The 26,030-nt window shown below is 54.7% G+C and carries 19 protein-coding genes, 1 tRNA gene and 3 rRNA genes; 17 read left to right on the forward strand and 6 right to left on the reverse strand.

The features are described from left to right. Positions 1 to 16 precede the first annotated feature (16 nt). The 4 genes from ACX5K5_RS02450 (at position 17) to ACX5K5_RS02465 (ending at position 3,953) form a co-directional block, all read left to right on the forward strand. Entirely contained in the window at positions 17 to 2,251 is a 2,235-nt protein-coding gene (locus ACX5K5_RS02450) for a carbon starvation CstA family protein (RefSeq protein ID WP_229677219.1), read from the forward strand. Further along, positions 2,238 to 2,444 carry a YbdD/YjiX family protein gene (locus tag ACX5K5_RS02455; protein ID WP_308422436.1) on the forward strand — a complete coding sequence of 69 codons (207 nt, stop codon included), beginning with the start codon at positions 2,238 to 2,240 and terminating at the stop codon, positions 2,442 to 2,444. Before ACX5K5_RS02450 ends, ACX5K5_RS02455 begins: the two co-directional genes overlap by 14 nt. 157 nt (positions 2,445 to 2,601) lie before the next feature. Beyond that, entirely contained in the window at positions 2,602 to 3,051 is a 450-nt protein-coding gene (locus tag ACX5K5_RS02460; protein WP_096256204.1) for a hypothetical protein, read from the forward strand. 59 nt (positions 3,052 to 3,110) lie between these two features. After that, the gene (locus tag ACX5K5_RS02465) at positions 3,111 to 3,953 is read left to right on the forward strand and encodes an aldo/keto reductase (protein ID WP_441665187.1); all 843 of its coding nucleotides are present in this window, start codon (positions 3,111 to 3,113) and stop codon (positions 3,951 to 3,953) included. Positions 3,954 to 4,555: 602 nt separating this feature from the next. On the opposite strand, the gene ACX5K5_RS02470 is transcribed toward ACX5K5_RS02465, so the two are convergent. From ACX5K5_RS02470 to tmk, 4 genes are all read right to left on the reverse strand, one after another. Then, positions 4,556 to 4,627, reverse strand: a tRNA-Thr gene (locus tag ACX5K5_RS02470). 85 nt (positions 4,628 to 4,712) lie between these two features. Then, positions 4,713 to 6,251 (reverse strand): alpha/beta hydrolase, encoded by a 1,539-nt coding sequence (locus tag ACX5K5_RS02475; RefSeq protein WP_459174989.1) that lies wholly within the window; start codon positions 6,249 to 6,251, stop codon positions 4,713 to 4,715. A gap of 49 nt (positions 6,252 to 6,300) precedes the next feature. After that, a complete protein-coding gene (locus ACX5K5_RS02480) occupies positions 6,301 to 7,455 on the reverse strand; it encodes a DNA polymerase III subunit delta' (protein ID WP_459174990.1) in 1,155 nt (384 codons plus the stop codon). Then, complete coding sequence (tmk, locus tag ACX5K5_RS02485) at positions 7,452 to 8,105, reverse strand: dTMP kinase (protein WP_459174991.1); 654 nt, start codon at positions 8,103 to 8,105, stop codon at positions 7,452 to 7,454. Before tmk ends, ACX5K5_RS02480 begins: the two co-directional genes overlap by 4 nt. Positions 8,106 to 8,250: 145 nt before the next feature. On the opposite strand from tmk, the gene ACX5K5_RS02490 reads away from it, so the two are divergent. The 4 genes from ACX5K5_RS02490 (at position 8,251) to ACX5K5_RS02505 (ending at position 11,154) form a co-directional block, all read left to right on the forward strand. Then, entirely contained in the window at positions 8,251 to 9,408 is a 1,158-nt protein-coding gene (locus tag ACX5K5_RS02490) for a trans-sulfuration enzyme family protein (protein ID WP_096256218.1), read from the forward strand. Positions 9,409 to 9,463: 55 nt separating this feature from the next. Next, complete coding sequence (locus ACX5K5_RS02495) at positions 9,464 to 9,775, forward strand: DUF2516 family protein (RefSeq protein ID WP_096256199.1); 312 nt, start codon at positions 9,464 to 9,466, stop codon at positions 9,773 to 9,775. Between the two features lie 126 nt (positions 9,776 to 9,901). Next, positions 9,902 to 10,648: a phosphoglyceromutase gene (locus ACX5K5_RS02500; protein ID WP_188687344.1), complete on the forward strand. Its 747-nt coding sequence runs from the start codon at positions 9,902 to 9,904 to the stop codon at positions 10,646 to 10,648. 203 nt (positions 10,649 to 10,851) lie between these two features. Beyond that, positions 10,852 to 11,154, forward strand: coding sequence for a DUF4193 domain-containing protein (locus ACX5K5_RS02505; protein WP_096256197.1), 303 nt, complete (start codon positions 10,852 to 10,854; stop codon positions 11,152 to 11,154). A gap of 383 nt (positions 11,155 to 11,537) precedes the next feature. On the opposite strand, the gene phoU is transcribed toward ACX5K5_RS02505, so the two are convergent. Next, on the reverse strand, positions 11,538 to 12,191 hold the full coding sequence (gene phoU, locus ACX5K5_RS02510; protein WP_096256196.1) for a phosphate signaling complex protein PhoU: 654 nt from the start codon (positions 12,189 to 12,191) through the stop codon (positions 11,538 to 11,540). Positions 12,192 to 12,383: 192 nt separating this feature from the next. On the opposite strand from phoU, the gene ACX5K5_RS02515 reads away from it, so the two are divergent. Beyond that, positions 12,384 to 13,598, forward strand: coding sequence for a sensor histidine kinase (locus tag ACX5K5_RS02515; RefSeq protein WP_170947845.1), 1,215 nt, complete (start codon positions 12,384 to 12,386; stop codon positions 13,596 to 13,598). Next, positions 13,595 to 14,275 (forward strand): winged helix-turn-helix domain-containing protein, encoded by a 681-nt coding sequence (locus tag ACX5K5_RS02520; RefSeq protein WP_096256195.1) that lies wholly within the window; start codon positions 13,595 to 13,597, stop codon positions 14,273 to 14,275. Before ACX5K5_RS02515 ends, ACX5K5_RS02520 begins: the two co-directional genes overlap by 4 nt. A 104-nt stretch (positions 14,276 to 14,379) precedes the next feature. Here the strand turns inward: ACX5K5_RS02520 and ACX5K5_RS02525 are convergent, their stop codons facing one another. Then, entirely contained in the window at positions 14,380 to 14,919 is a 540-nt protein-coding gene (locus ACX5K5_RS02525) for a hypothetical protein (protein ID WP_096256194.1), read from the reverse strand. Positions 14,920 to 15,267: 348 nt separating this feature from the next. Here ACX5K5_RS02525 and ACX5K5_RS02530 point away from each other — a divergent pair, with 348 nt between their 5' ends. The 7 genes from ACX5K5_RS02530 to rrf all read left to right on the forward strand — a co-directional run bounded on the left by ACX5K5_RS02530 (position 15,268) and on the right by rrf (position 25,737). Next, positions 15,268 to 15,753: a CarD family transcriptional regulator gene (locus ACX5K5_RS02530; protein WP_096256216.1), complete on the forward strand. Its 486-nt coding sequence runs from the start codon at positions 15,268 to 15,270 to the stop codon at positions 15,751 to 15,753. Between the two features lie 115 nt (positions 15,754 to 15,868). Further along, positions 15,869 to 17,110: a 2-C-methyl-D-erythritol 4-phosphate cytidylyltransferase gene (gene ispD / locus ACX5K5_RS02535; protein WP_459174992.1), complete on the forward strand. Its 1,242-nt coding sequence runs from the start codon at positions 15,869 to 15,871 to the stop codon at positions 17,108 to 17,110. Positions 17,111 to 17,179: 69 nt separating this feature from the next. Beyond that, on the forward strand, positions 17,180 to 18,631 hold the full coding sequence (cysS, locus tag ACX5K5_RS02540; RefSeq protein ID WP_096256192.1) for a cysteine--tRNA ligase: 1,452 nt from the start codon (positions 17,180 to 17,182) through the stop codon (positions 18,629 to 18,631). 46 nt (positions 18,632 to 18,677) lie between these two features. Beyond that, positions 18,678 to 19,661, forward strand: a complete 984-nt coding sequence (gene rlmB, locus ACX5K5_RS02545; RefSeq protein ID WP_096256191.1) for a 23S rRNA (guanosine(2251)-2'-O)-methyltransferase RlmB — start codon at positions 18,678 to 18,680, stop codon at positions 19,659 to 19,661. 563 nt (positions 19,662 to 20,224) lie between these two features. Continuing rightward, positions 20,225 to 21,750 (forward strand): 16S ribosomal RNA (locus tag ACX5K5_RS02550). A gap of 521 nt (positions 21,751 to 22,271) precedes the next feature. Further along, a 23S ribosomal RNA gene (locus ACX5K5_RS02555) occupies positions 22,272 to 25,405 on the forward strand. A gap of 215 nt (positions 25,406 to 25,620) precedes the next feature. Continuing rightward, a 5S ribosomal RNA gene (gene rrf, locus ACX5K5_RS02560) occupies positions 25,621 to 25,737 on the forward strand. Together the 16S, 23S and 5S rRNA genes form the textbook arrangement of a ribosomal RNA operon. Positions 25,738 to 26,030: the final 293 nt, after the last annotated feature.

Below are 26,030 nucleotides of genomic sequence, written 5' to 3' on the forward strand. Positions count from 1 at the left end.
GAGGAGGCTGCTCTTAGTGAGTACCCAACAAGCACTTCCGCCATCTGGTGTGGACCCAGAAGTCGCCGAACGCGAGGATAAGCGTTGGACTCCGTTGCGTATCGCAATCTGGGTTGTCATCGCTTTGATTGGCGCCGTGGCCTGGTCCATGCTGGCCTTTTCCCGTGGCGAGACTATCAACGCGATCTGGTTTGTGTTCGCTGCCGTAGCAACCTATCTCATTGCCTACCGCTTCTACGCGAAATACATTGAGCGCAAGATTGCTAAGCCAGATGACTTCCGGGCCACGCCGGGCGAATACATGAACAACGGTCGAGACTTTATCCCAACCGACCGTCGGGTGCTGTTCGGGCACCACTTCGCAGCGATCGCCGGAGCCGGGCCGCTGGTCGGTCCGATCCTCGCTGCCCAGATGGGTTACCTGCCGGGAACCATCTGGATCATCTTGGGTGTTATTCTTGCCGGTGCCGTCCAGGACTATCTGGTCTTGTTCTTCTCCATGCGTCGTGGAGGACGTTCGCTGGGTCAGATGGCTCGCGAAGAGTTGGGACTAATTGGTGGTACCGCGGCACTGATTGCGACTCTGGCTATCATGATCATCATCGTGGCGATTTTGGCTCTGGTGGTTGTGAACGCGCTGGGTGAATCGGCTTGGGGCGTCTACTCCGTGGGTCTAACGATCCCCATCGCCCTCTTCATGGGCATCTACCTGCGCTTTATACGCCCAGGCAAGATCCTAGAGATTTCGCTTATCGGTTTTGCCTTGCTGATGTTTGCCATCGTCTCGGGTCGCTGGATCGCCGAATCGGCTTGGGGAGCAGAATTCTTCCACCTAGAACGCACCACCATCGCGTGGGCGATCATCATTTACGGTGTGATCGCGGCCGTGCTACCGGTCTGGTTGCTGCTTGCTCCGCGTGACTACCTCTCGACCTTCATGAAGATCGGCGTCATCGGTCTGTTAGCCGCGGCCATCATCGTGGTCCGACCAGAGATCGACGTTCCGGCATTCTCCGAGTACGCCTCGCGTTCTGACGGCCCGGTAGTATCGGGCTCCTTGTTCCCATTCTTGTTTGTCACCATCGCCTGTGGTGCGCTCTCCGGCTTCCATGCGCTTATCGCTTCGGGAACCACCCCGAAACTGGTCCAGAAGGAACGCCAAACCCGCTTTCTCGGTTACGGTGGCATGCTCATGGAATCGATGGTGGCCATCATGGCGCTGGTCGCCGCGATCTCTATTGACCGTGGAATTTACTTCGCCATGAACTCCTCGGCTGCGGCTACCGGTGGCACCGTAGAAACTGCTGTCGCGTTCGTGAACTCCTTGGGTCTGGCAGGTGTCGACTTGATTCCAAGCCAGCTGACCGAACTCGCAGCAAATGTGGGCGAACCATCGGTGGTATCGCGCACCGGTGGCGCGCCAACGCTCGCCGTGGGCATTGCCGTGATCATGAATCAGTGGTTCGGTGGCGTGTCCATGATGGGGTTCTGGTACCACTTCGCCATCATGTTTGAAGCACTATTCATTTTGACCGCTGTAGATGCGGGCACACGTGTAGCTCGCTTCATGCTGCAAGACACTATCGGTAACTTCATCCCTAAGTTCAAGGACACTTCGTGGCGGCCCGGAGCCTGGTTATGTACGTTAATAATGGTGGCCGGGTGGGGGTATATTCTCATCCTCGGAGTGACTGACCCGCTGGGAGGAATCAATACGTTCTTCCCACTGTTCGGTATCGCTAACCAGTTGCTCGCTGCGATCGCCTTGGCCGTGGTGATGACGATTGTTGCCAAGCGTGGCAACTTCAAGCACCTCTGGGTCATTGTGCTGCCGCTGGTCTTCACCGTCGTGGTTACCTTTATTGCCTCATGGCAAAAGATTTTCTCCCCGGATACCAAGGTGGGTTACTTCTCCAACCACAATGCGTTCAAGGACGCCTTAGCTAATGGAGAAACCTCCTTCGGCTCGGCGAAGAACATCGAAGCCATGGAAGCCGTTGTGTATAACACCGGAGTTCAAGGCTGGCTTTCGGTCATCTTCCTGGTCCTCACGGTGATCGTGATCGCCGCTGCCGTTGTTGAAACTATCAAGGCTAAGAAGCGAGGCGGTGGAGTGAATACCGAGGATCCATATGTAGATTCAAAGATCTTCGCACCGCAGGGGATCATTTCCTCGCCGGCAGAAAAGGCTCTTGAAGCTCAGTGGAAAAACGTTGCTCCAGAGCAGAACGTAAATCGTGGTGGGCACTAGCATGCTCGGACTTCGCGCAAGGCTGGATCAGGTGGCGCGCTTTATGGAAGGTGTGATGGGTGCTGACAAGTATCGGCAGTATCTTGAGCATCTAGCTAAAACCCATCCGGACGCTGAACCGATGTCGGAACGTGAGTTTTGGGTTGACTACACCGACTGGCAAGAGAACAACCCGCAAGGGCGTTGCTGCTAACCGGTAAGTCGCTTCAGTCAAGGAGCCTTGGAATTCGAAATAATTCGAATTCCAAGGCTCCTTTGGTGTTATGCGATGCCACAGACCGGGGAAGATTTGGCGGTGGCCGGTAGTCTGGTATTAGTTTATTTGGTAGCGACCTAGCAAAAAGAGTGTGATGGGTTTTTTCTCGCGTTTACGCGATCAACGTGCAATTAGCCGTGATCTTGGGCAAGGTGTCTGGCGCCGTGCCCACGATAGGTTTGTGCGCTCCTTGGACCGTGTTTTTCAGGTTCTAGAAGGAATCGAAGACAACGACTTGTACAACGAAGTTGTTGTGCGCGCTAATGAACTAGCCGACTTGCTCCCGCAGGTGCGCCAGCTTTGCATCGATTCGCAGAAGCTGACTCCCAGCGAAGATGAGCACATCCCGCAGGCGACATCTCAAGTACACCGAGCACTGACAAAGTCAGCCAATGACTTGGCGACCACTGCGCAGGTGATTGCGATGATGCGCATGCAAGCTAAAGATGGCGAAGAAACTAATCTGAAGCCTGTTGAGCACAGGGCCCAAATCGTTAAAGATGATGTTTCGCAGGCGGCTAAATTGCTTGCTGACGTTAAGTAAAAGGGAAAATCGTGGTGCCAGTCACCCGTCCATCCAGATTCATGCACTAAATTAGTTGCATGATCCAAACTGTTCCACAAACTAATTTCCATGATGGTAACTGCATCGACCAGATCGGCTACGGCGTCTGGAAGGTCGCAGACGCTGAGGCTGAAGTCGCGGTAGGTAAGGCATTGAATGCCGGATACCGACATATTGACACCGCACGTATCTACGGAAACGAAGAAGGCGTCGGACGGGCTATTGCTAGCAGTGGCATTCCGCGTAGTGAAATCTTCGTAACTACCAAAGTCTGGAACTCTGATCAGGGTTACGACAAAACGATCGCCGCAGCCGAGGCTTCTCTAGAGCGGTTGGGCTTGGACTATGTCGATCTATATCTGATTCACTGGTTGCAGCCGCAGCGTGGCACCTACGTGGACACCTGGAAGGCGCTGATCCAGCTTCAGAAGGACGAAAAAGCTACCTCGATCGGCGTCTGCAACTTCACCGTTGAGGCGTTAGAAGAACTCTACGAGCAGACCGGAGTACGTCCGGTGATAAACCAGGTGGAAACCCACCCGTACTTCCCACAGACCGAACTACGTGTGTACGAAGCTAAGCATGGCATCGCGCACGAGTCATGGTCTCCTCTAGGCCATGGCGGGGAATTGCTAACGGACCCAGTCATTGTTGAGATCGCGGAAAAGCATCAAGCCAGCGCAGCGCAGGTAGTAATCGCTTGGCACCTGGCCGTGGGTAACGTAGTGATTCCTAAGTCGGTCACCGATTCACGGATCATCGAGAACTTCGAAGCGATTGAGCTGAAGCTTGATGACGAGGATCTTGCAGCGATCAACGGCTTAGATCGAGGTGCAGAGGGTCGTATCGCAGCAGACCCCGCTGTTTCTGATTTCGAGTAATTCCTAGTCTGTCCCAACTTAAGCCAAGGCCTGAACTTCGCTCAGAAGCTTAGGCCTTGGCTTATTCGTTGAACGGTCATGCGGGCGTTTCTAGACCCAAACCTCGGCGCTTCCAGCGTGGCGACATCATCAAGTCAGCAGTCATCGCCCGAATCCGATATCGGATTAACTATGTAGGGCCGCGAATCACCCACGTTGAATCGAAGCCTATTTTGAGGCGTATAGCATAGAGATGGATTATGATTAATCTAATCAAACATGCTTATTCGAAAGTGACGAGTTGATAAATAAAAAACCAGGCAACGATACTTTAATCTATTTTTGGCTAATGATTGTGCTCAGCGTGATCGGATTCCTATTGCAAGCCATTGGCCTACAGCGGTCGTATCAGGACGGCGGGAGCAATATTCTGGCGCTTTCAGGCTTCGAAATCGCCGGATATGGCTGTTTCTTAGTCTCCTTCATTTTTGGAATCGTTGTCACACACAAAATCATCGCCATGATGATCCATTTGGTGCATGCGCGAAGTCGCTAAGCGAAGAAGAAAACGAAAAACCCCGGAACCACGTGTTTTACACGGTTCCGGGGTTTTTCTTCAGCCGAGCCCCCTGGCGGATTTGAACCGCCGACCTGCTCTTTACGAGGGAGCTGCTCTACCCCTGAGCTAAGGAGGCCGATACCTGTAAACAGGCACCTCGTAACTTTATCTGAGTACGTCGGAGATCGTCAAAACGAGTCCTGGCTGTGAAGCTGAGATGCTCAGCATTGAGTTCCCTCTTTGGGTGCTTTGCCCTCGATGAGGTAGCTCTCCACTGCATGGTCAATGCAGTCGTTAGAACGACCGTAGGCAGTGTGCCCATGCCCTTCATAAGTTAACAAGGTGGCATTAGATAGCTGGTCGGCAAGCGATTGCGACCACTTGTAAGGGGTGGCAGGATCCTCGGTGGTACCGACGACAAGAATTTTATCTGAGCCCTTTGCCTCAAGCTTCTGAGGAGTACCAGTTGCTGGGTATTCCCATTCCTTGCAATTTAGTGCGTAGTAGGAAAAATATTTTCCAAGTGTTGGGGCGACGCGCATAAGCTCAGTAGCCTGTGCCTGCATGGTCTCGGGATCCGAATCCATGGGCCGGTCAAGGCAATTGATTGCAACGAAGGCTTCATCCGCGTTTGAGGTGTACACCCCATCTTGGTCCCGGCTGTTGGAAAGGTCTGAAAAGTACAGAATCGGGTCAACGTTGCCGGACATGGCTTCGGTCATGGCGGTGCTCAGCATTGGCCAGCTGGAGTTGTCGTAGAGCGGAATGATGAACCCATTGACGAAGTCGATGATGGGAACAGTTCGTCCATCGCTGGATACTAGCGGCTCATTCTCAATCTGAGTAAAGAAGAGCTGCAACTGCATCTTGGCTTCTTCAAGCGTTCCGTCGAAGGGGCATTGCTCGCCGTCCAAACAACTTTGAAGCCAGGCATCGATTTCTCCTTCAAAGCCAATTGCTTGCTCTTTATCTAGCTCTGCCGTGGTAATCGTGGGATCCATCGCGCCGTCTAGAACTAAACTACCCACGCGTTGCGGAAAGAGATCTGCGTAGGTAGCACCAAGGAATGTGCCGTAAGAAAAGCCTAGATAATCTAGTTTTTCGTTCCCCAACACTGCGCGAATGATATCTAGATCCTTGGCTGCGGAGACGGTATCTACATGTCCAAGGAGGTCGCCAGTATTTTGTGCGCAGTCCTTGGCATAATCTTTACTCTGCTCAACGAGCTCTTCGCGGTCTTCGGGAACCCATGCTCGCAAATTCTCTTGCCGGCTCTGGTCTTTCTCCTCATCCGTTTCGCACTGAACCGGGGAGCTTTCGCCCACTCCTCGAGGATCGAACCCGACAGTGTTAAATTCGCGCTTTACCTTGTCGCTAAAAATGTAGGGTGCTGTTTCGGTAAGCATCTCCATCCCAGATATGCCTGGGCCACCCGGATTAATCAGAAGATTTCGCTTTGCACCCTCGGATACGCGCCGGTTGAGCGCTAGATCAATGTTTTGATCCTCGGGGTTGGCGTAGTCCAATGGGACCTGAACCGTAGCGCACTCGACGCCGTTTTCGCATGGCTCCCACTGGATGTCCTGCTCGTAGTACGTGACCAAGTCGCCTTGGACTTCCGGAGAAGCGCTAGGTTGATTCTGAGATACCGATGAATCGGGCGTGCTGTTAGTCGGCTCGCCTCCGACACAGGAAACCAAGGCGAGGGATAAGACTGCGCCGGCGGACGCTAAGCGGAGCAATGAAGAACGTGCAGGCACTGTTGCGTCTCCTGATTAGAAGGAATGTGAGAAATGAGTGGTGGCAGGACTAGCGGCGTCCCGGTTTAGAGAGCAACCGAGCCATCAGGGCCTCCAGCGCAATAAGCTGATTAACGTTGGCCGCCAGTCGCTGCCTGGTTTCGTTAATGGCGTCCAGCTGAGCCAAGGTCTTTTCGCTGCGTTGGGAAGCAGCATAAGGCTCTAGCTTGTCGCGCAGATGCTCGTTGATTAACCCAATCCCCGAATGTAGTTGCAAGCTGAGCACATCTCGGAAGAAAGTGGTCAAATCTATCAGCGTCCGGTCAAGGGCATCAAAAGTGGCACGCCTGGCGAAACGCTTGGCGTTTTCTTCCAAAGATTTAAACTGGCCACGTAATCCAGGTGGAATATTTTCCTCTTCACCTAGCCCATTTGCATGGCGTAACTCTGCTATTTGTGCGTTGAGTTGCGAACCGGTCATTGCCTCGGCTTGTTCACTAGCCAGAGTCGAGATTTCCGCGGCGGCCGCCATTGCTTGCGGAAGGGTAGAAAGTCGCAGCGGCAGCGTGACAACCTTTTCGCGGCGCTCGCGAGCTTTTTCATCGCGAGCCAATAGCCGCGCTACGCCGATATGCGATTGTGAAACACGAGCCGCAAACTGTGCCATCTGCGGGTCTAAACCGTCACGTCGAACTAAGAGGTCTGCCACGTCGGTGGCGGAGGGCACCGACAGATTAACTGCTCGGCAGCGAGAACGAATGGTGACCAGCACGTCAGCAGGCGAGGGGGCGCAGAGAATCCAGATCATCATTGCTGGTGGTTCTTCAATGGCCTTCAACAAAACATTGGTCGTTCGTTCAGTCATCCGGTCGGCATCTTCAATGATGATGATGCGCCACTTACCTTTTCCTGCGCGTTCTTGGGCGCGAGTAATCAAATGGCGAACATCTTCGATTTGATATGCGACCTTATTCGTCGACACAAAGGACACATCAGGGTGGTTGCCTGCCATTACCTGCTTGCAGGCTTCGCACTGACCGCACCCTGCTGGAGTTTGGGTGCATTGCAATGCCGCAGCGAACGCCCGCGCCGCGGTGGTTCGTCCGGAGCCCGGCGGGCCGGTCACCAGCCATGCATGAGTCGGGTTTCCTTGATCTACTTCAGCTATCAGTGAGTCGGCCACTCGCTGTTGGCCGGCGAGCTCGGCAAAGACCGGCCGGCTCACAACAAGCCTGCAAGGTGCGTAGTTATTTGCTCTTGGAGCTGCGCAATGCCGCCGGTGGCATCAATAACCAAGTAGCGCTGCGGGTCTTTCGCTGCCAGTTCCAAGAATGCGTTGCGGATACGCTCATGAAATTCATCTGGCTCGGCTTCTAGTCGATCGGCCTGCTCCACGCCGTCGGTAGCTGCGATCCGCCGGGCGCGGCCATCAGCAGCGGAAATATCCAAGATGATCGTGACATCTGGCTTCAGCCCGGAGGTCGCAAAATCGTTGATGGAGGCGACGGCATCAAAGCCTAACGCCCGTCCCATGCCTTGGTAGGCCAATGAGGAATCGACAAAGCGATCGCAGATGACATGAGTCCCGGATTCTAGCTTTGGTTTAATGAACTGTTGTACGTGAGCCGCGCGCGCAGCGGCATACATCAGCGCTTCGGTCCGCGAATCAATCTCGCCGTGACCATGCTCAAGCACTAAAGAACGTAACTTCTCACCGATTTGGGTGCCGCCGGGCTCCCGTGTGGTGGCCACGCGGGAGCCACGATTTTCCAACCACTGGCGGGTCATGTCCACTTGAGTGGATTTGCCGGCACCGTCGCCGCCTTCAAAGACGATGAACAGGCCACGCTGGGATGCAGTCGAATCGATACTCACCCCTCTACCCTAGCTAACATGGCCGAGTAAAAAGGTACTTTAGCGGGCCACGGACCTAAGAGTGACGAACAAGCCGAGTCATAACGTGTGCTTCCAGCGTTAGCGCTTGTGCGATGCAGTGGTTGACGGGCGTAATCTGGTGCTCATGAGTGAACAGCAAGATCTTTCGACACCAACGCCATCATGGGACCCCAAGACGCTGATCGTCGCTGGGGGACGCCCTGCGCATACTAACGATGGTCCGGTCAATCATCCGATTACCTTTACCTCGACCTATCACTCGCATGGTTTGGCGGGCGCGGGAGATCGTGTCTATGCACGATTCTCGAACCCTAGCTGGGATCCTTTCGAGGAAGTGTTAGGTCAGCTAGAGCAAGCAGATTATCCGGCTTTAGTCTTTTCCTCTGGGATGGCGGCCATCTCCGCGGCGTTGACTCTGGTTCCCGAGGGTGGCGTGCTTGTATTACCAAAACATTCGTATAACGGATCACTGGGCTTGAGCGCAGAACTGCAAGCGGCAGGCCGATTCACCGTCCGTCCGGTCGATGTCGCTAATACCGATGAGGTGCTCAGCGCGATGACTGGCGCCGACGTGCTCTGGCTGGAATCTCCAACCAACCCTATGTTGGAAGTCGCGGATCTTCCTGCCTTGTTGGCCGCGGCGAAGGCCGCAGGAGTGTTGAGCATTGTGGATAACACCTTCGCCACACCCCTGCTGCAACAGCCGTTGACCTTAGGGGCAGATCTAGTGGTCCATTCGGTGACTAAGTACCTTTCGGGGCATTCGGATTTGATCCTCGGCGCGGTAGTCACCAGCGATGAACAATTACGTAGCAAATTACATGGGCACCGCACCTTGCATGGTGCTATTGCCTCGCCGATGGATGTCTTCTTGGCTTTGCGTGGTGTGCGTACGCTCTCGGTGCGAATCGAACGGTCTCAGGCAAACAGCCAGATCTTGGCCGAGCGTCTTGCGGAGCACTCAAAGGTGACCTCGGTGCGATATCCGGGGCTGCCCTCTGATCCCGGACATCAGCGCGCTACCGAGCAGATGAGTGGTTACGGATCGGTGATTTCCTTTACCGTAGGTGCAACTGCCGCTGACGCGGACAAACTCATCGATGAGCTTGCCTTGATTACCGGTGCTACCTCACTGGGCGGGGTAGAAACTCTGGCCGAGCGCAGAGCCCGCCATGCTAATGAACCTGACAGCGTTCCTGACAATCTGATTCGCCTCTCGGTAGGCATCGAAGCGGTAGAAGACCTGTGGCTAGATCTTCATCAAGCCTTGGAATTGATCTGAAGACTCGCTCAATAGTGGTTGCCTCGTCTACCTGCACAAAAGGTAGAGTGTAGACATGGGCTTAGCATTATTAATTGAGGCGTACATGATGTATGCGCTCAGCATTGTTGTTGGCATAATCGCCATCTGGGCATTAGCTGACTGCGTGCGTCACCAGGCGGCACGCTACACCCAAGAGGGTAAGCGCACCAAGGGCTGGTGGATGGCGTTGACCGGTGGTGCCACGATCATTTCGGTACTTACCGTGGTCTCCGGCCCGGCGAGCAGTGGAGGGTTCCTGCAGCTAATCTCCGCCTGTGTCGCTTGCGTGTACCTGGCTGACGTCAAGCCTGCGGTGAGCGGCCAGAGCGGCAACTGGTACAACTAATCCGGCTTTACAGATGAAACTTTTGACACCCCTAACTTCGCCAGATGAAGTTCGGGGTGTTATTTTTTTTCCGCGGCAGCTTAACTTTCGCGCAGTAGTTGTGTGCGATTGGCTAGGATGGAGACTATGACCCATACTTTGATCTTGCTTCGCCACGGGCAGAGCGAATGGAACGAAAAGAACCTGTTCACCGGATGGTACGACGTGAACCTAACTGAAAAGGGTCGTGCCGAAGCCGCACGCGGTGGCGAGCTGCTGACTGAAGCCGGTTACAAGCCTGAGGTGCTACATACCTCGTTGCTGACCCGCGCGATCACCACCGCCAACCTCGCACTTGAGGCTGCCGGTCGCGGGTGGATCCCAGTGCATCGTGACTGGCGTCTGAACGAACGTCACTACGGTGCGTTGCAGGGCAAGGATAAGGCGCAAACTTTGGCCGAGTTCGGCGAAGAGCAGTTCATGCAGTGGCGTCGTAGCTACGACACTCCGCCACCGGCCTTGGACGATGCCTCGGAATTCAGTCAGGCTAACGATGAGCGTTACGCCGAACTAGGCGAGAACGCTCCACGCACCGAGTGCCTCAAGGACGTACTTGAGCGGATGCTCCCGTACTGGGAAAACGAGATTAAGTCTGACCTGTCCGCAGGGAAAACCGTCTTAGTCACAGCGCACGGTAACTCGTTGCGTGCGTTGGTTAAACACCTGGACGGAATCAGCGATGAGGCCATCGCCGGCCTGAATATTCCTACGGGCATCCCACTGGTTTACGAACTGGATGAAAACTTCCAGCCAATCACCGTTGGTGGAACTTATTTGGACCCAGATGCTGCTGCCGATGCGATCAAGGCTGTAGCGAATCAGGGCCGTAAGTAGTCCTTATTCGATTTTTTCTGTGGCGGACCGGTGCTCTCATTTTTCATGAAAGCACCGGTCCGCCTCGTTGTTTCTTAAGCCTAAAATCCAAATGAATGACAGGCTGTGAGCGAAACAACGCCACACGATTGTGTTTCTGGTATTAGTATGCTGTAATCTCCTATTTCGAATAGGCTCAATGGCTCACGTTAGGAATGCAATTCGTGGCAACTGATTACGATGAAGTCCGCCCGGACGTTGCCGAGGCGCGTAAGGCTTCTCTAGACGCGGTTAAGTCCGCAAACGCACCAGACGCCAAGAGCGTTGTGCGCGAACTCGACGAGGCCGATCACACCGACGGTATGGACCTGCCAGGTGCAGACCTGTCCAACGAGGAACTAACCGTTACGGTTGTTCCGCAGAAGGAAGACGAGTTCATCTGTGGCTCGTGCTTCTTGATTCGTCACCGCTCACAGCTAGTTCGTGAAGAGGGCAACGTAGGTTTCTGCGTTGAGTGCGAAGGCTAATACCCAATCTTAATATTGGTCCACTTCAGGTGAACCAAAAGTAATTAAGGGATGGAGCATCTACTGATGCGCCATCCCTTAACGCTTTAAGGCTCTGAATCGGCCAGCGAATAAGACGCAACATTAGGCAGTAACCATTCCAGCGTTCAATGCCGTGTCATCGACGCGTAGACCCTGCGTGGGCAACGGGCGCCTAGTGGGGGTGCATGGCCGGGAAATGGACCTACACGACCCTAGGGCGCATATCTTGAAGTTTGCCTTGGTCATCTTTCGTAAACGACTTTCCCTACGCCGCGCACGGGCAAAAAAACGGCGGTGCGTGCTATCGGAATGAACCGAAAGCACGCACCGCCGTTGAATTTTAGGGTCCGAATGGATTGAGTTTAAAACTCGGCCGGATCCCATTCGCCGGTTACTAGGTAGGTCACCTTGCGGGCTACGGATACCCCATGATCACCGAACCGTTCAAGGTAGCGGCTGGTCAGCGAGACATCTACGGTGGTTGGCGCCGTGGCATCCCAGGATTCGTCAGCAATCACGGTGAATACGCTGGCGTGCAACCCGTCCAGCTTGTGGTTCAGTTCAATGATTGCCCTTGCGATCGCCAGATCACGGGTATCAAGCAGACGCCCTACTTCCTTGGCAATCTGAATATCTACCTCCGCCATCTGTGCGAAGGTCTCAGAAATCCGCTCCGGGATTGCGTGATTAGGGAAACGCAGTCGGGTTAGCTGAGCTAAGTGGCGTGCGAGGTCGCCCATGCGCTCCAGTGAAGCGCTCATGCGCAACGAACCAACAATCATGCGCAGGTCCGAGGCAACCGGCCCCTGCAAAGCGAGGGTGTCGATGGCGCGCTCGTCGAGCTGGTTCTGAAGGAAGTCGATTTTCGCGTCGGCCGCGATGACTTCCTGTGCCAGATCAACGTCGGCGTTGGCCAGCGAGTCCCAAGCGCGGTCCATGGCGATGGCCACTAGCCGGGACATTTCGATCAGCTCTTCGCCGATTTGCTGCAGATCTGCCTGAAATACCTTACGCATTGAAGGTCCTTTCGAGTTACGGAATCCTATGCCCCTGTTTTTGGGCATGGCGGAGGGTCTGCTTCCACCTTGCCAGCGGGTTATTAACGAATATCCCACGGAAAGTGAACGTTTGGTGAACAGCCTACAGAAAAGCGCTAATTAGCGTCATCTGGCACCTTCACCACGTGTCATGGAAGCTAGTCTAATAATGTGAACGAAGTGATTTCGACCCTGCTCGCCGGCCTGATCGGTTTGGCCTTGGGACTAGTTGGGCTGGCCGCCTACCGCTTTTCGCAGCGGCGTGCCTCCGGGCTTCCCGATGTTGACGAACCGATACTGCCCGAAGGTGCCGCCTCGGTACTATCGGTCATTGGCCGCGCGTTTGTGATCCTGGATGACGTGGACGGCGTGGTTCGTGCCAACCCTGCCTCCTATGCTTATGGGCTGGTACGCGGACACACGCTGGTCCATGAGGAACTGGCCACGTTAGTGCGTCAGGTACGCGCCGATGGGGTTATCGCCGAAAGCCAATATGAGCTGCAACGTGCCACCTTAGGTGCGGGACAACTAATCGTGCATGTTCGTGTGGCCCCGCTAGGCGAAGAATATATCCTGCTGCTGGCCGATGATCGCACCGATATCACCCGCACCGAGGCGATGCGTAACGACTTTGTGGCGAACGTATCTCACGAGCTGAAGACCCCGGTCGGTGCGATGTCGTTGCTGGCTGAGGCAATCAATGACGGCGCGGATGACCCGGTTGCGGTACGCCGCTTCTCTACCCGTATGCAAAAGGAATCTAAACGTCTGGCAGCTTTGGTCCAGGACATTATCGAATTGTCCCGGCTACAGTCCAGTGATTCGATCCTGCACGGTGAGGACGTAGCGATCGAATCGGTGATCAGTGAGGCTGTTGATCGCAATAAGCTACTGGCCGAGGAAAAGGGAATCAGCATTACCGTGGGTGGGAAGCTCGACGTGGCGATCCACGGCGACGGTGATCTGCTGATGACGGCCCTGCGTAACCTGATCGACAACGCGATCCGCTACTCGCCGCCAAATACTACCGTCGGGGTAGGGTTGCGTCAGCGCGATGGCTACGCACAGATTTCGGTCACCGACCAGGGCCCGGGGATCTCCGCCGAGGAACAGGAACGCGTCTTTGAACGCTTCTACCGGGTGGATGGTGCGCGTTCGAGGCAAACCGGCGGTACCGGCCTGGGGCTGAGCATCGTCAAGCACGTGCTCGCAAACCATGGCGGCGAAGTGTCGTTGTGGTCGCAGCCCGGACAGGGATCCACGTTCACACTCAGGCTTCCCATAGTGGATGAAGAAGGGGCCGAGCCCTCGGAATTGGCCACCGATACGACGAATGATAAAGCGAGCGCCACAAGCGTGGCGGATCGTGAAGGAGAACGCCGATGACCCGCATTTTGATCGTCGAGGACGAAGAGTCGCTCTCAGACCCACTTTCCTACCTGTTGGAACGTGAAGGTTTTGAGGTGCGCATCGCCGACGACGGTATTGTGGCTGTCACCGATTTTGAGCGCCACGGCGCTGATCTGGTGCTGCTTGACTTGATGCTTCCCGGACAGCCGGGCACCGAGGTGATTCGGCAGATCCGCGCCACCAGCCAAGTCCCTGTCATCATGCTCACCGCCAAGGATTCGGAAATCGACAAGGTGGTGGGCCTTGAGCTCGGCGCGGATGACTACGTCACCAAGCCCTACTCCTCACGTGAACTCCTGGCTCGCATCCGTGCGGTACTTCGCCGTCAAGGTGAGGCCGAAGAATTGATCACCAATGTGGTCACCGCCGGCCCGGTACGCATGGACGTTGAACGCCATGTGGTCTCGGTGAGTAACGCCGAGGTGGCCATGCCTTTGAAGGAGTTTGAGCTGCTAGAAATGTTACTGCGCAACGCCGGCCGGGTACTTACCCGTGGTCAGTTGATCGATCGCGTGTGGGGCAGTGATTATGTGGGGGACACTAAAACTCTTGACGTGCATGTGAAGCGACTGCGTTCAAAGATTGAGGCGGATCCGGCGATACCGGAACACCTGGTAACCGTGCGTGGCCTCGGCTATAAGTTCGTAGCCTAACCACCCGAGCAACACCGAGAAACAACAAAGGCTTCGGTCTTCGACTGATTCACTCTAGGAGAGAATCGTCGAAGGCCGAAGCCTTTATTTATTGCTTGAATTGCTTAGTGGCCCGAGGTTGACTCGTGCTCGACCGGCTTCAGGTGCTCGGTAGTGGTTGAATCGTAACCGCCCGGAACGAAGTCACGGTATTCGGCGAGGGTGCCATCGACAACTGGAACGCTGAAGTTTACGTTTTCGCCGGCGGCGGTGAAGGTAGTCTCTGCATGCTCACCTGGTTTGACACCCAGCGAGGAGATGACTTTTTCGTTCTTGTCATCTTCCAGCTTGACGACCTGGTTGGCAGGAACATCGATGCTCACGGCTGCGGCTGAGCCGGCCTTGATCTGCACGCTGACTGCGCTATCTGAATCGTTGACTACCGAGCCGATGAGGCGAGCTTTGGAGTCGTCGGTGTTTGCGACGAACATCAGGTTGCGAACCTCGGCATTGGCAACATCAACATGGATGCCATCGGATGCGTTGTACTGGTCGGTAGTCGACTGCTGGTTGATGGCGCCACAGCTGGTGACACCGAATGCCAGGGCAGCCACGGCTAGGGACGTAGCGATACGACGTCCAGCGGTCATGCGTGCGGTGATCACGGCACTAACTCCTCGGTGAGAATAATGAGTTGCGGATTCGCGGCCATTTTCGGTGTTCCGCACCCAAGGCGCGGGGGAACACGAAGACCACGACTAGTACTAAGCCTAACCGTAATTCGGCTTAGAACGTGATTTAGCGACGTGCAACACATCGATTTCGACAAGTTGTAGTAGGTTGTTGCGGTTTGTGGGAAAGGGGTGGTCCGCTCAACCTGTTAACTTCATACCACGTTTCTCCCGCAAGTGGAAGAGGTTCTTCCGCGTCTTTTCGGGGTTATTTGGGCCATAGTGAAGATTTTCGCAAGCCTGCTCGTGGTAGACTGGGAGGTGGGAAAGGGGTTTATTCACATGGTTTTTGAGGTTGGCGAGACTGTTGTCTACCCGCACCACGGCGCGGCAATGATCGAAGAGATCAAAATGCGCAAGATCAAGGGCGAAGAGAAAATGTATCTCAAGCTCAAAGTGGCTCAGGGCGACCTGACCATTGAGGTTCCAGCAGAGAACGTTGATCTGGTTGGCGTGCGTGACGTGGTAGGTCAGGAAGGCTTGGACCATGTGTTCGATGTCCTTCGTGCTGAATTTACTGAAGAGCCGACCAACTGGTCGCGCCGTTACAAGGCAAACTTGGAAAAGCTAGCCTCCGGTGATGTCATCAAGGTGGCAGAGGTCGTTCGCGACCTTTGGCGTCGTGAGAATGACCGTGGCCTGTCCGCAGGCGAAAAGCGTATGCTCTCCAAAGCCCGTCAGGTATTGATCAGCGAATTGGCTCTGGCCAAGGACCTGGATGAGACCAAGGCAGAAGTTCTACTGGACGAAGTTTTGGCTTCCGCCTAAATTTTGTTAAGTCAGTAGCAGCAGATGCTTAAAGACAATTAACCGTGGGACGCCGCAAAGCGACCCACGGTTTAGTCATTTAATCAGTTCCGCGTTGCGCGATAGGCTGAGCCTCGTGAGCGAGCAACAAGAACAATCTGTAGCAGTAATCCTCGTGGCAGCAGGGACGGGAACCCGTCTAGGTGCCGGGATGCCCAAAGCGTTAGTGCAGGTGCGCGGAAAATCTTTAGCCGAGCACGCATTAGATAGCATGCTTTGTGTTCCTCAGGTCAAAGAAATTATCGTGGTGGTACCCCCGGAGGATTCCCGGCTGACCGAGAGACTATCCGGCTATCCGCAGCTGGTGCGCACGGTCCCCGGAGGAAGCAGCCGAGCTGCCTCAGTACGTAAGGGTCTTGCCAAGGTGAGCGCGGACGTCAGTCACATTCTGGTGCATGACGCTGCACGAGCCTTCGCATCTGTTGCCCAATATGAGTTAATCCTTGCTGAACTGGGTAAGCCCGGTGTGCAAGCGGTCATCCCTGCATTGGCGGTTACTGACACCATCAGTGTGGTGGCCAGCGACCCAGAGACCGGCAGTCAGATCGTGGTTCAGACCCCGGACCGAAGTACTCTGCGTGCGGTACAAACTCCGCAAGGATTTGCCGCGCAAACTCTGCTGGCAGCTCACTCACGACTGGATCATTACAGCCTTAAGGATTTAGAGCGAGTCACCGACGATGCGTCGATTGTTCGCGCCTGTGACATCGAAGTACATATTGTTCCCGGCGACGCGCGGTCACTCAAGGTCACCCACCCAGAGGATCTAGATGCGGTCAACCGGCTATTCGAGCCAGCACAGCGGAATCAACTGGAGCAAAACATGGTCATCCCACGTATCGGCAACGGCATCGATGTTCACGCGGTCAGCACCGATCCGACACGACAAATGTGGCTTGCGGGGCTGTTCTTCCCAGATGACATTGGGTTATCCGGGCATTCGGATGGGGACGCGGTAGCCCACGCAGCCTGCGACGCATTGTTCTCCGCCAGCGGTATAGGTGATCTAGGCACGCACTTCGGGGTGGATCGACCAGAATTTGCTGGTGCCAGCGGTGTGAGCCTGCTTGCAGAAGCCGCACGCCTAGTTCGCGAGGCGGGATTCGAAATTGGGAACGTCGCAGTACAGTTTGTGGCCCGCAGACCACGCTTCGCGGCCCGCCGCGAGGAAGCTAACCAATTGCTTTCCGACGTGCTTGGTGCCCCGGTGAGCGTCACCGCAACAACGAGCGACGGATTGGGCTACGAAGGTGAAGGAATCGGGGTCACCGCGTATGCCACTGCACTGGTCTATCCGGTGGTTCCAGAGGGCCAGTAGTCAACACTTCGATGCGTTCCTTATCGCATCCCTGCACAACCATGGGTTTCTTCGGATAACCTTAAAGATGTGAGCCTGCGATTTTATGACACCAAGACTGCGTCCGTACGAGACTTTAAGCCGTTAACCGACGGCGAAGTGAAGTTGTACTACTGTGGCGCAACCGTGCAGGGAATGCCGCACGTGGGTCACGTGCGTAGTGCTATTGCCTATGACATCTTGGTCCGTTGGCTCGAATACCGTGGATTTAACGTCACCACCGTGCGTAACGTCACGGATATCGATGACAAGATTCTGGAAAAGTCGGCGAACTCCTTCGCCGACGGCTTTACCGCTGATCAGCATTACCAGCCACGCGAAGCCTGGTACGCGCTGGCCTACCGCTTTGAACAAGAGTTTGCTAACGCTTATGCGGCACTTGGGGTACGCAGACCAACTTACGAGCCACGTGCAACCGGGCATATTACGGAAATGCATGAGCTGATCGAAACGTTGATCTCCCGGGGGCATGCCTACCCGGCGACCGATCACTCCGGGGATGTGTACTTCGACGTGCGTTCCTTCGAAGCCTACGGTTCATTGACCCGACAGAAGATTGATGACATGCAGGCTGCAACCGACGCAGATCCGCGTGGCAAGCGGGACCCGCGTGACTTCGCACTGTGGAAGGGGCATAAGGAAAGCGACCCGATCACCGCATCATGGACCAGCCCATGGGGACGCGGACGTCCCGGATGGCACTTGGAATGCTCGGCCATGGCGGCTAAATATCTCGGTACTCACTTCGACATTCATGGTGGGGGACTAGACCTACGCTTCCCGCATCACGAAAACGAGTTGGCACAGTCAACTGCCGCCGGCCAAGGATTTGCCAACTACTGGATGCACAACGGCATGGTCACCTATGCCGGAGAAAAGATGAGCAAGTCCATTGGCAATACGATTTCTCCGGAAGAAATGTTGCAGTTGGCCGAAGCCCGAGTCGTTCGATACTTCCTGGGTCAGGCTCAATACCGTTCACAGTTGGATTACCGCCCAGACTCGCTGACCGAGGCAGCCGCCGCGGTAGAACGTATCGATACTTTCATTTCTAACGCTAACTACCGGGCAGCAAACACCGATAGCACGGTGCAAGCAACCTCGGTGCCCGAAGCCTTCGGTGCGGCGATGGACGATGACCTCAACGTGCCCATGGCGCTGGCCGCATTACACGAAGCGGTGCGCCGCGGAAATGCCGGGCTGGATGCGAATGATGACGCAATCGTGTTCGAAGCCCTCGGCCAGGTGCTGGCCATGACTGAAGTTCTTGGACTTGATGATGCACGTAGCAGCTCCAACGCTGCGCACAGCGCGGAAGCGGAAGTGTTAGACACTCTGATCCAAGCGCAACTAGCGGAGCGAACTCAAGCGCGAGCCGCGAAAGACTGGGCGCGTTCGGATGCTATTCGAGACGCGCTGGCTTCCGCGGGTATTACCGTTGCTGATTCAGCCGACGGTGCCCGCTGGACACTGACCAAATAACCGCACCCGCGGCCAATATAAGAATTTATAACAAAGGACAGATCAAATGAGTACTCCTCAAGAACGCGCGGGAGCGGTTCGTAAGGGCAAAAAGGGCCCAACTAAGGGCAGTGGCGGCAAGGGCCGTCGTTCCCTAGAGGGCAAGGGCCCCACCCCGAAAGCCGAGGATCGTCCTTACCACAAGGCATACCGCACCAAGGAGCTGGCCGAACGTGCTGCTAACAAGCGCACCGCAGCTAAGCGCAACGACCGCATCAAGGTTAATGCGGAAATGGTTACCGGCCGTAACTCGGTTGTTGAAGCTTTGCGCGCTGGAATTCCAGCCAAGGCGTTGCACGTTGCTATTCGTATCGAGGTTGATGACCGCGTACGTGAGTCGTTGAAGCTTGCTAACGAGCTTGGCATCCCATTGATGGAAGCAAACAAGGTAGAACTTGAGCGGATGACCGACGGTGCAATCCACCAGGGCCTCGCCCTGCAGATCCCACCGTATGAGTACAAGGACGCCGTACAGCTGGCACAGAAATCCGTGAAGGATTATGCCCGCGGCTACAAGCGCACCCAGCCACTGTTCATTGCTTTGGACGGTATTACCGATCCTCGTAACCTTGGCGCCATCATTCGTTCCGCCTCGGCCTTCGGCGCTGACGGTGTGATCATCCCAGAACGTCGCAGTGTCGGGATGACCGCTTCGGCTTGGAAGACCAGTGCTGGTGCTGCGGTACGCGTACCAGTTGCTAAGTGCAGCAACCTGACCAATGCCTTGAAAGAAATCAAGTCTGCCGGAATCTTCGTGATTGGTCTGGACGCTGGCGGCAATATGGATCTGCCAAATCTGGAACTAGCCACCGGTCCACTGTGCATCGTTGTCGGTTCCGAAGGTAAGGGCCTATCCCGCTTGGTTCGCGAAAATTGCGATGCGATCGTTTCGATCCCTATCGACTCCGCGATGGAGTCATTGAACGCTTCGATGGCTGTGGGCATCTCTCTATACGAGGTTTCTCGTTTGCGTAACGCCGAAAGCAAGTAAGCGCATAAATTACAGTTGGGCTGGTTTCCCCGTCATTTGACGGGGAAACCAGCCCAACTACTTTAACCGTGAGCTGCTTCATAAGAAACTTTTTTGCCAATTGCGCCAAGCTAAGAGACCGAATGCCCAAGAATTTCCCGGAAGCGCGGGGAACTCTGGATGAATAGCTGATGTAATGGACGATTTTGCGTTCACCCGCAAGACGTGTAGAGTTACTTCTCGCGCCGCTTGAACGGATTGCCCGCAAGGGATACGAATTCAAGGGACGTGAACAAGTCGGAAACATCGAGTTGACAATAGTCAACAAGGTGGTAAGCTTGTAAAGTTGCTCCGGAGCGAAGCAGTCACCGAGTTTTGGTGGTTGTGGTGTCGAGAGTGTTTGTTGTTTGAGAACTCAATAGTGTGCCAAGTTTGTTGATACCGAATTATTTTTAATTTGGTGGATATATAACATTTGCTTGGAATGATGCACCCCCGTGTGTTGTTTCAAGTGTTTTTATTCGCCAGGATTTTATCATCGATTCTTCCCTTATTTTCCAAGGGGTTTCGGTGGCTTTTTGTTTTTTATGGAGAGTTTGATCCTGGCTCAGGATGAACGCTGGCGGCGTGCTTAACACATGCAAGTCGAACGATGACCCCGTGCTTGCACGGGTGATTAGTGGCGAACGGGTGAGTAACACGTGAGTAACCTGCCCCTGACTCTGGGATAAGCCCGGGAAACTGGGTCTAATACTGGATATGACCTTTAACCGCATGGTTTTTGGTGGAAAGATTTATCGGTTGGGGATGGACTCGCGGCCTATCAGCTTGTTGGTGAGGTAATGGCTCACCAAGGCGACGACGGGTAGCCGGCCTGAGAGGGTGACCGGCCACACTGGGACTGAGACACGGCCCAGACTCCTACGGGAGGCAGCAGTGGGGAATATTGCACAATGGGCGAAAGCCTGATGCAGCGACGCCGCGTGAGGGATGACGGCCTTCGGGTTGTAAACCTCTTTCAGTAGGGAAGAAGCGAAAGTGACGGTACCTGCAGAAGAAGCGCCGGCTAACTACGTGCCAGCAGCCGCGGTAATACGTAGGGCGCAAGCGTTATCCGGATTTATTGGGCGTAAAGAGCTCGTAGGCGGTTTGTCGCGTCTGCCGTGAAAGTCCGAGGCTCAACCTCGGATCTGCGGTGGGTACGGGCAGACTAGAGTGATGTAGGGGAGACTGGAATTCCTGGTGTAGCGGTGAAATGCGCAGATATCAGGAGGAACACCGATGGCGAAGGCAGGTCTCTGGGCATCTACTGACGCTGAGGAGCGAAAGCATGGGGAGCGAACAGGATTAGATACCCTGGTAGTCCATGCCGTAAACGTTGGGCACTAGGTGTGGGGAACATTCCACGTTTTCCGCGCCGTAGCTAACGCATTAAGTGCCCCGCCTGGGGAGTACGGCCGCAAGGCTAAAACTCAAAGGAATTGACGGGGGCCCGCACAAGCGGCGGAGCATGCGGATTAATTCGATGCAACGCGAAGAACCTTACCAAGGCTTGACATGTTCCAGACCGCCTCAGAGATGGGGTTTCCCTTCGGGGCTGGTTCACAGGTGGTGCATGGTTGTCGTCAGCTCGTGTCGTGAGATGTTGGGTTAAGTCCCGCAACGAGCGCAACCCTCGTTCCATGTTGCCAGCACGTAAAGGTGGGGACTCATGGGAGACTGCCGGGGTCAACTCGGAGGAAGGTGGGGATGACGTCAAATCATCATGCCCCTTATGTCTTGGGCTTCACGCATGCTACAATGGCCGGTACAATGGGTTGCGATACTGTGAGGTGGAGCTAATCCCTAAAAGCCGGTCTCAGTTCGGATTGGGGTCTGCAACTCGACCCCATGAAGTCGGAGTCGCTAGTAATCGCAGATCAGCAACGCTGCGGTGAATACGTTCCCGGGCCTTGTACACACCGCCCGTCAAGTCACGAAAGTTGGTAACACCCGAAGCCGATGGCCTAACCACCTTGTGTGGAGGGAGTCGTCGAAGGTGGGACTGGCGATTGGGACTAAGTCGTAACAAGGTAGCCGTACCGGAAGGTGCGGCTGGATCACCTCCTTTCTAAGGAGCTAACCAATTATTGGTTGCCCGTTTCTGTCACGAGTGTTGGCAGGCGGGTTGCTCATGGGTGGAATATCAATGAACTCAATACCGGAAAAACAGATGCAGCTCATGTTGTGTTTGGTGGTATTGGCTGTGGCTGCATGGTGTTCATGCTTTCTTAGTACGCGTTTGCTTCTCCTTTGGGGGTTGTGGGTGTTGGAATGAGGGTGTGGGGGCCAGGTGGTTTGTATGGTTTGGCATGCTGTTGGGTTTTGAGGCAACAAGCCCCCTTTTGTTGAGGGGTTTGGTGTTTCAGTGTTTGTCCTGTGTCTTTGCACGGTCATCGTGATGGTTCGCTCTTTAGGGGGTGGGTTGTTGGTGGTTTGTGTGGGGGTGTGGGGTTGTTGTTTGGGAACTGTATAGTGAACGCGAGCATCTTATAAGATGACCATGTTAGAGAGCCTTTTGGGGTTTTTTGGTGTGGTTGTTTTGTGATTTTGTTGATTGTTTTATAGCTCAAACTTGAGAACTTGTTTTGTGTTGAAGTTTTTAAGGGCGCACGGTGGATGCCTTGGCATCAGGAGCCGATGAAGGACGTGGGAATCTGCGATAAGCCTGGTGGAGTCGATAACCTGACGTTGAGACCAGGATTTCCGAATGGGGAAACCCCGTACGGTGTCATGCCGTATGACCCGCAGCTGAATGTATAGGTTGCGTGGAGGGAACGCGGGGAAGTGAAACATCTCAGTACCCGCAGGAAGAGAAAACAATAGTGATTCCGTTAGTAGTGGCGAGCGAACGCGGATGGGGCTAAACCGGTTGGTGTGTGATAGCGGATAGGCGTTGCATCACCGGGGTTGTGGGGCCCACATGTGCCAACCCTATCTGGTTGGCGGGATGAGGTGCAGGCGTATAGGTGAATCGGTTGGAATGCCGGACCAGAGAGGGTGATAGTCCCGTAGGTGTAATGCGTGTCTGCCGTTCTAGTGTGGGTACCCGAGTAGCACGGGGCTCGAGAAATCTTGTGTGAATCTGCCAGGACCACCTGGTAAGCCTGAATACTACCTGATGACCGATAGTGAATCAGTACCGTGAGGGAATGGTGAAAAGTACCCCGGGAGGGGAGTGAAATAGTACCTGAAACCGTGCGCTTACAATCCGTTAGAGCATGACCCTTGTGGTTGTGTGATGGCGTGCCTTTTGAAGAATGAGCCTGCGAGTTAGTGCTGTGTCGCGAGGTTAACCCGTGTGGGGAAGCCGTAGCGAAAGCGAGTCTGAATAGGGCGTTTGAGTGGCACGGTCTAGACCCGAAGCGAAGTGATCTACCCATGGCCAGGTTGAAGCGTGTGTAAGAGCGCGTGGAGGACCGAACCCACTTCAGTTGAAAATGGAGGGGATGAGCTGTGGGTAGGGGTGAAAGGCCAATCAAACTTCGTGATAGCTGGTTCTCCCCGAAATGCATTTAGGTGCAGCGTTATGTGTTTCTTACCGGAGGTAGAGCTACTGGATAGCTAATGGGCCCTAAAAGGTTACTGACGTTAGCCAAACTCCGAATGCCGGTAAGTGAGAGCGTAGCAGTGAGACTGTGGGGGATAAGCTTCATAGTCGAGAGGGAAACAGCCCAGAACGCCAACTAAGGCCCCTAAGCGTGTGCTAAGTGGAAAAGGATGTGGAGTTGCTGTGACAACCAGGAGGTTGGCTTAGAAGCAGCCACCCTTGAAAGAGTGCGTAATAGCTCACTGGTCAAGTGATTCCGCGCCGATAATGTAGCGGGGCTCAAGCACACCGCCGAAGTTGCGTCATTCAGATATTTACCCGGTTTCGATTGGGTGTTTGGATGGGTAGGGGAGCGTCGTGTGGACGGTGAAGTCGCGGTGTAAACCAGCGGTGGAGACCACACGAGTGAGAATGCAGGCATGAGTAGCGAATGACGGGTGAGAAACCCGTCCGCCGAATGATCAAGGGTTCCAGGGTCAAGCTAATCTGCCCTGGGTGAGTCGGGACCTAAGGCGAGGCCGACAGGCGTAGTCGATGGACAACGGGTTGATATTCCCGTACCGGCGAAGAACCGCCCATACTGAGCGATTGATGCTAACCAGTGTTGAGCATGACTGTTGCGACCTTCGGGTTGTTTGTTGTGTGAGGTGTTGGGAACCGATGTTGTGAGGTCAGCGTATTAACAGGTGTGACGCAGGAAGGTAGCCGAGCCAGGCAATGGAATTGACCTGGTCCAAGGGTGTAGGGCGAGTCATAGGCAAATCCGTGACTCATATAGCCTGAGACCTGATAGGCGCCCACTTTGGTGGGTGATTTGGTGATCCTATGCTGCCTAGAAAAGCATCGGCGCGAGGTTCTAGTCGCCCGTACCCCAAACCGACACAGGTGATCAGGTAGAGAATACTAAGGCGATCGAGAGAATCATGGTTAAGGAACTCGGCAAAATGCCCCCGTAACTTCGGAAGAAGGGGGGCCTGCCCCGTGGAGAAGACTTGCTCTTCTTTTGCGGGTGTGGGCCGCAGAGACCAGGGGGAAGCGACTGTTTACTAAAAACACAGGTCCGTGCGAAGTCGCAAGACGATGTATACGGACTGACTCCTGCCCGGTGCTGGAAGGTTAAGAGGACCGGTTAGCAACTTGTTGCGAAGCTGAGAATTTAAGCCCCAGTAAACGGCGGTGGTAACTATAACCATCCTAAGGTAGCGAAATTCCTTGTCGGGTAAGTTCCGACCTGCACGAATGGAGTAACGACTTCCCCGCTGTCTCAACCATGAACTCGGCGAAATTGCAGTACGAGTAAAGATGCTCGTTACGCGCAGCAGGACGGAAAGACCCCGAGACCTTTACTATAGTTTGGTATTGGTGTTCGGTGCAGCTTGTGTAGGATAGGTGGGAGACTGTGAAGCTCGGACGCTAGTTCGGGTGGAGTCATCGTTGAAATACCACTCTGGCTGTACCGGTCACCTAACTTCGGACCATGATCTGGTTCAGGGACAGTGCCTGATGGGTAGTTTAACTGGGGCGGTTGCCTCCTAAAATGTAACGGAGGCGCCCAAAGGTTCCCTCAGCCTGGTTGGCAATCAGGTGTCGAGTGTAAGTGCACAAGGGAGCTTGACTGTGAGAGTGACAGCTCGAGCAGGGACGAAAGTCGGGACTAGTGATCCGGCGGCACCTCGTGGAAGGGCCGTCGCTCAACGGATAAAAGGTACCTCGGGGATAACAGGCTGATCTTGCCCAAGAGTCCATATCGACGGCATGGTTTGGCACCTCGATGTCGGCTCGTCGCATCCTGGGGCTGGAGTAGGTCCCAAGGGTTGGGCTGTTCGCCCATTAAAGCGGTACGCGAGCTGGGTTTAGAACGTCGTGAGACAGTTCGGTCCCTATCCGCTGCGCGCGTTGGAAATTTGAGAAGGGCTGTCCTTAGTACGAGAGGACCGGGACGGACAAACCTCTGGTGTGTCAGTTGTACTGCCAAGTGCACCGCTGATTAGCTACGTTTGGAAGGGATAACCGCTGAAAGCATCTAAGCGGGAAGCCTGCTTCGAGATGAGATTTCCATGCACCTTGAGTGTGAGAGGCCCCCAGCTAGACCACTGGGTTGATAGGCAGGATGTGGAAGCAAGGACTAAAGACTTGTGTAGCTGACCTGTACTAATAGGCCGATGACTTACAACACACTGTAAAGCAATTATTTGAGACAATTATTGTTCGCGTTCACTATACGGTTACGAGACAACAACCTTGTAACACACTGATTCCTTGTAGAAGGGGGTTGGCTGTTCATTGGATCCACTCTTGGTGGGTTTGGTGTGTGGTTGGCTTGCTTTGGCGGGGTGTTGGTACACATTTTTTGGATGAGCATTGGGATGCCTGATGTTGTTTCGAGACTGTTACGGCGGTCATAGCGTGGGGGAAACGCCCGGTCCCATACCGAACCCGGAAGCTAAGGCCCACTGCGCCGATGGTACTGCACTCGTGAGGGTGTGGGAGAGTAGGTCACCGCCGGACTTAACTTGAAGTAGTTATGTCAGTAATGATGATGGTTTGAGGCCCTGGACACTTATGGTGTTCGGGGCCTCACCTGTTTAACCACTAGCTTTGGTTGCTGTTGCTGTTGCTGTTGCTGCTGCTGGTTGCCGGCTGCGTGGTTGCTGCTGGCTGGGTTGGTGTGGGTGGTGTGCGGGGTTTTCGGGTTTTGCCTGGAAGGGTGGGGCCCTTGTGCTGTTTAAAAGGACCTGGTTCCTCACTTGGTATGTGGTAGCGTCCGCTGACCGGTTAGGCTTCATTATGGAGCTTAGTGG

Source organism: Glutamicibacter bergerei, from assembly GCF_054495185.1.

Excerpts from the sequence above, each read along its gene's own strand:
- ACX5K5_RS02520 (WP_096256195.1), top strand. The coding sequence starts at position 13,595 with ATGACCCGCATTTTGATCGTCGAGGACGAAGAGTCGCTCTCAGACCCA.
- ACX5K5_RS02530 (WP_096256216.1), top strand. The coding sequence starts at position 15,268 with ATGGTTTTTGAGGTTGGCGAGACTGTTGTCTACCCGCACCACGGCGCG.
- ACX5K5_RS02495 (WP_096256199.1), top strand. The coding sequence starts at position 9,464 with ATGGGCTTAGCATTATTAATTGAGGCGTACATGATGTATGCGCTCAGC.
- phoU (WP_096256196.1), bottom strand. The coding sequence starts at position 12,191 with ATGCGTAAGGTATTTCAGGCAGATCTGCAGCAAATCGGCGAAGAGCTG.
- rlmB (WP_096256191.1), top strand. The coding sequence starts at position 18,678 with ATGAGTACTCCTCAAGAACGCGCGGGAGCGGTTCGTAAGGGCAAAAAG.
- ACX5K5_RS02460 (WP_096256204.1), top strand. The coding sequence starts at position 2,602 with ATGGGTTTTTTCTCGCGTTTACGCGATCAACGTGCAATTAGCCGTGAT.
- ACX5K5_RS02500 (WP_188687344.1), top strand. The coding sequence starts at position 9,902 with ATGACCCATACTTTGATCTTGCTTCGCCACGGGCAGAGCGAATGGAAC.
- ACX5K5_RS02490 (WP_096256218.1), top strand. The coding sequence starts at position 8,251 with ATGAGTGAACAGCAAGATCTTTCGACACCAACGCCATCATGGGACCCC.
- ACX5K5_RS02465 (WP_441665187.1), top strand. The coding sequence starts at position 3,111 with ATGATCCAAACTGTTCCACAAACTAATTTCCATGATGGTAACTGCATC.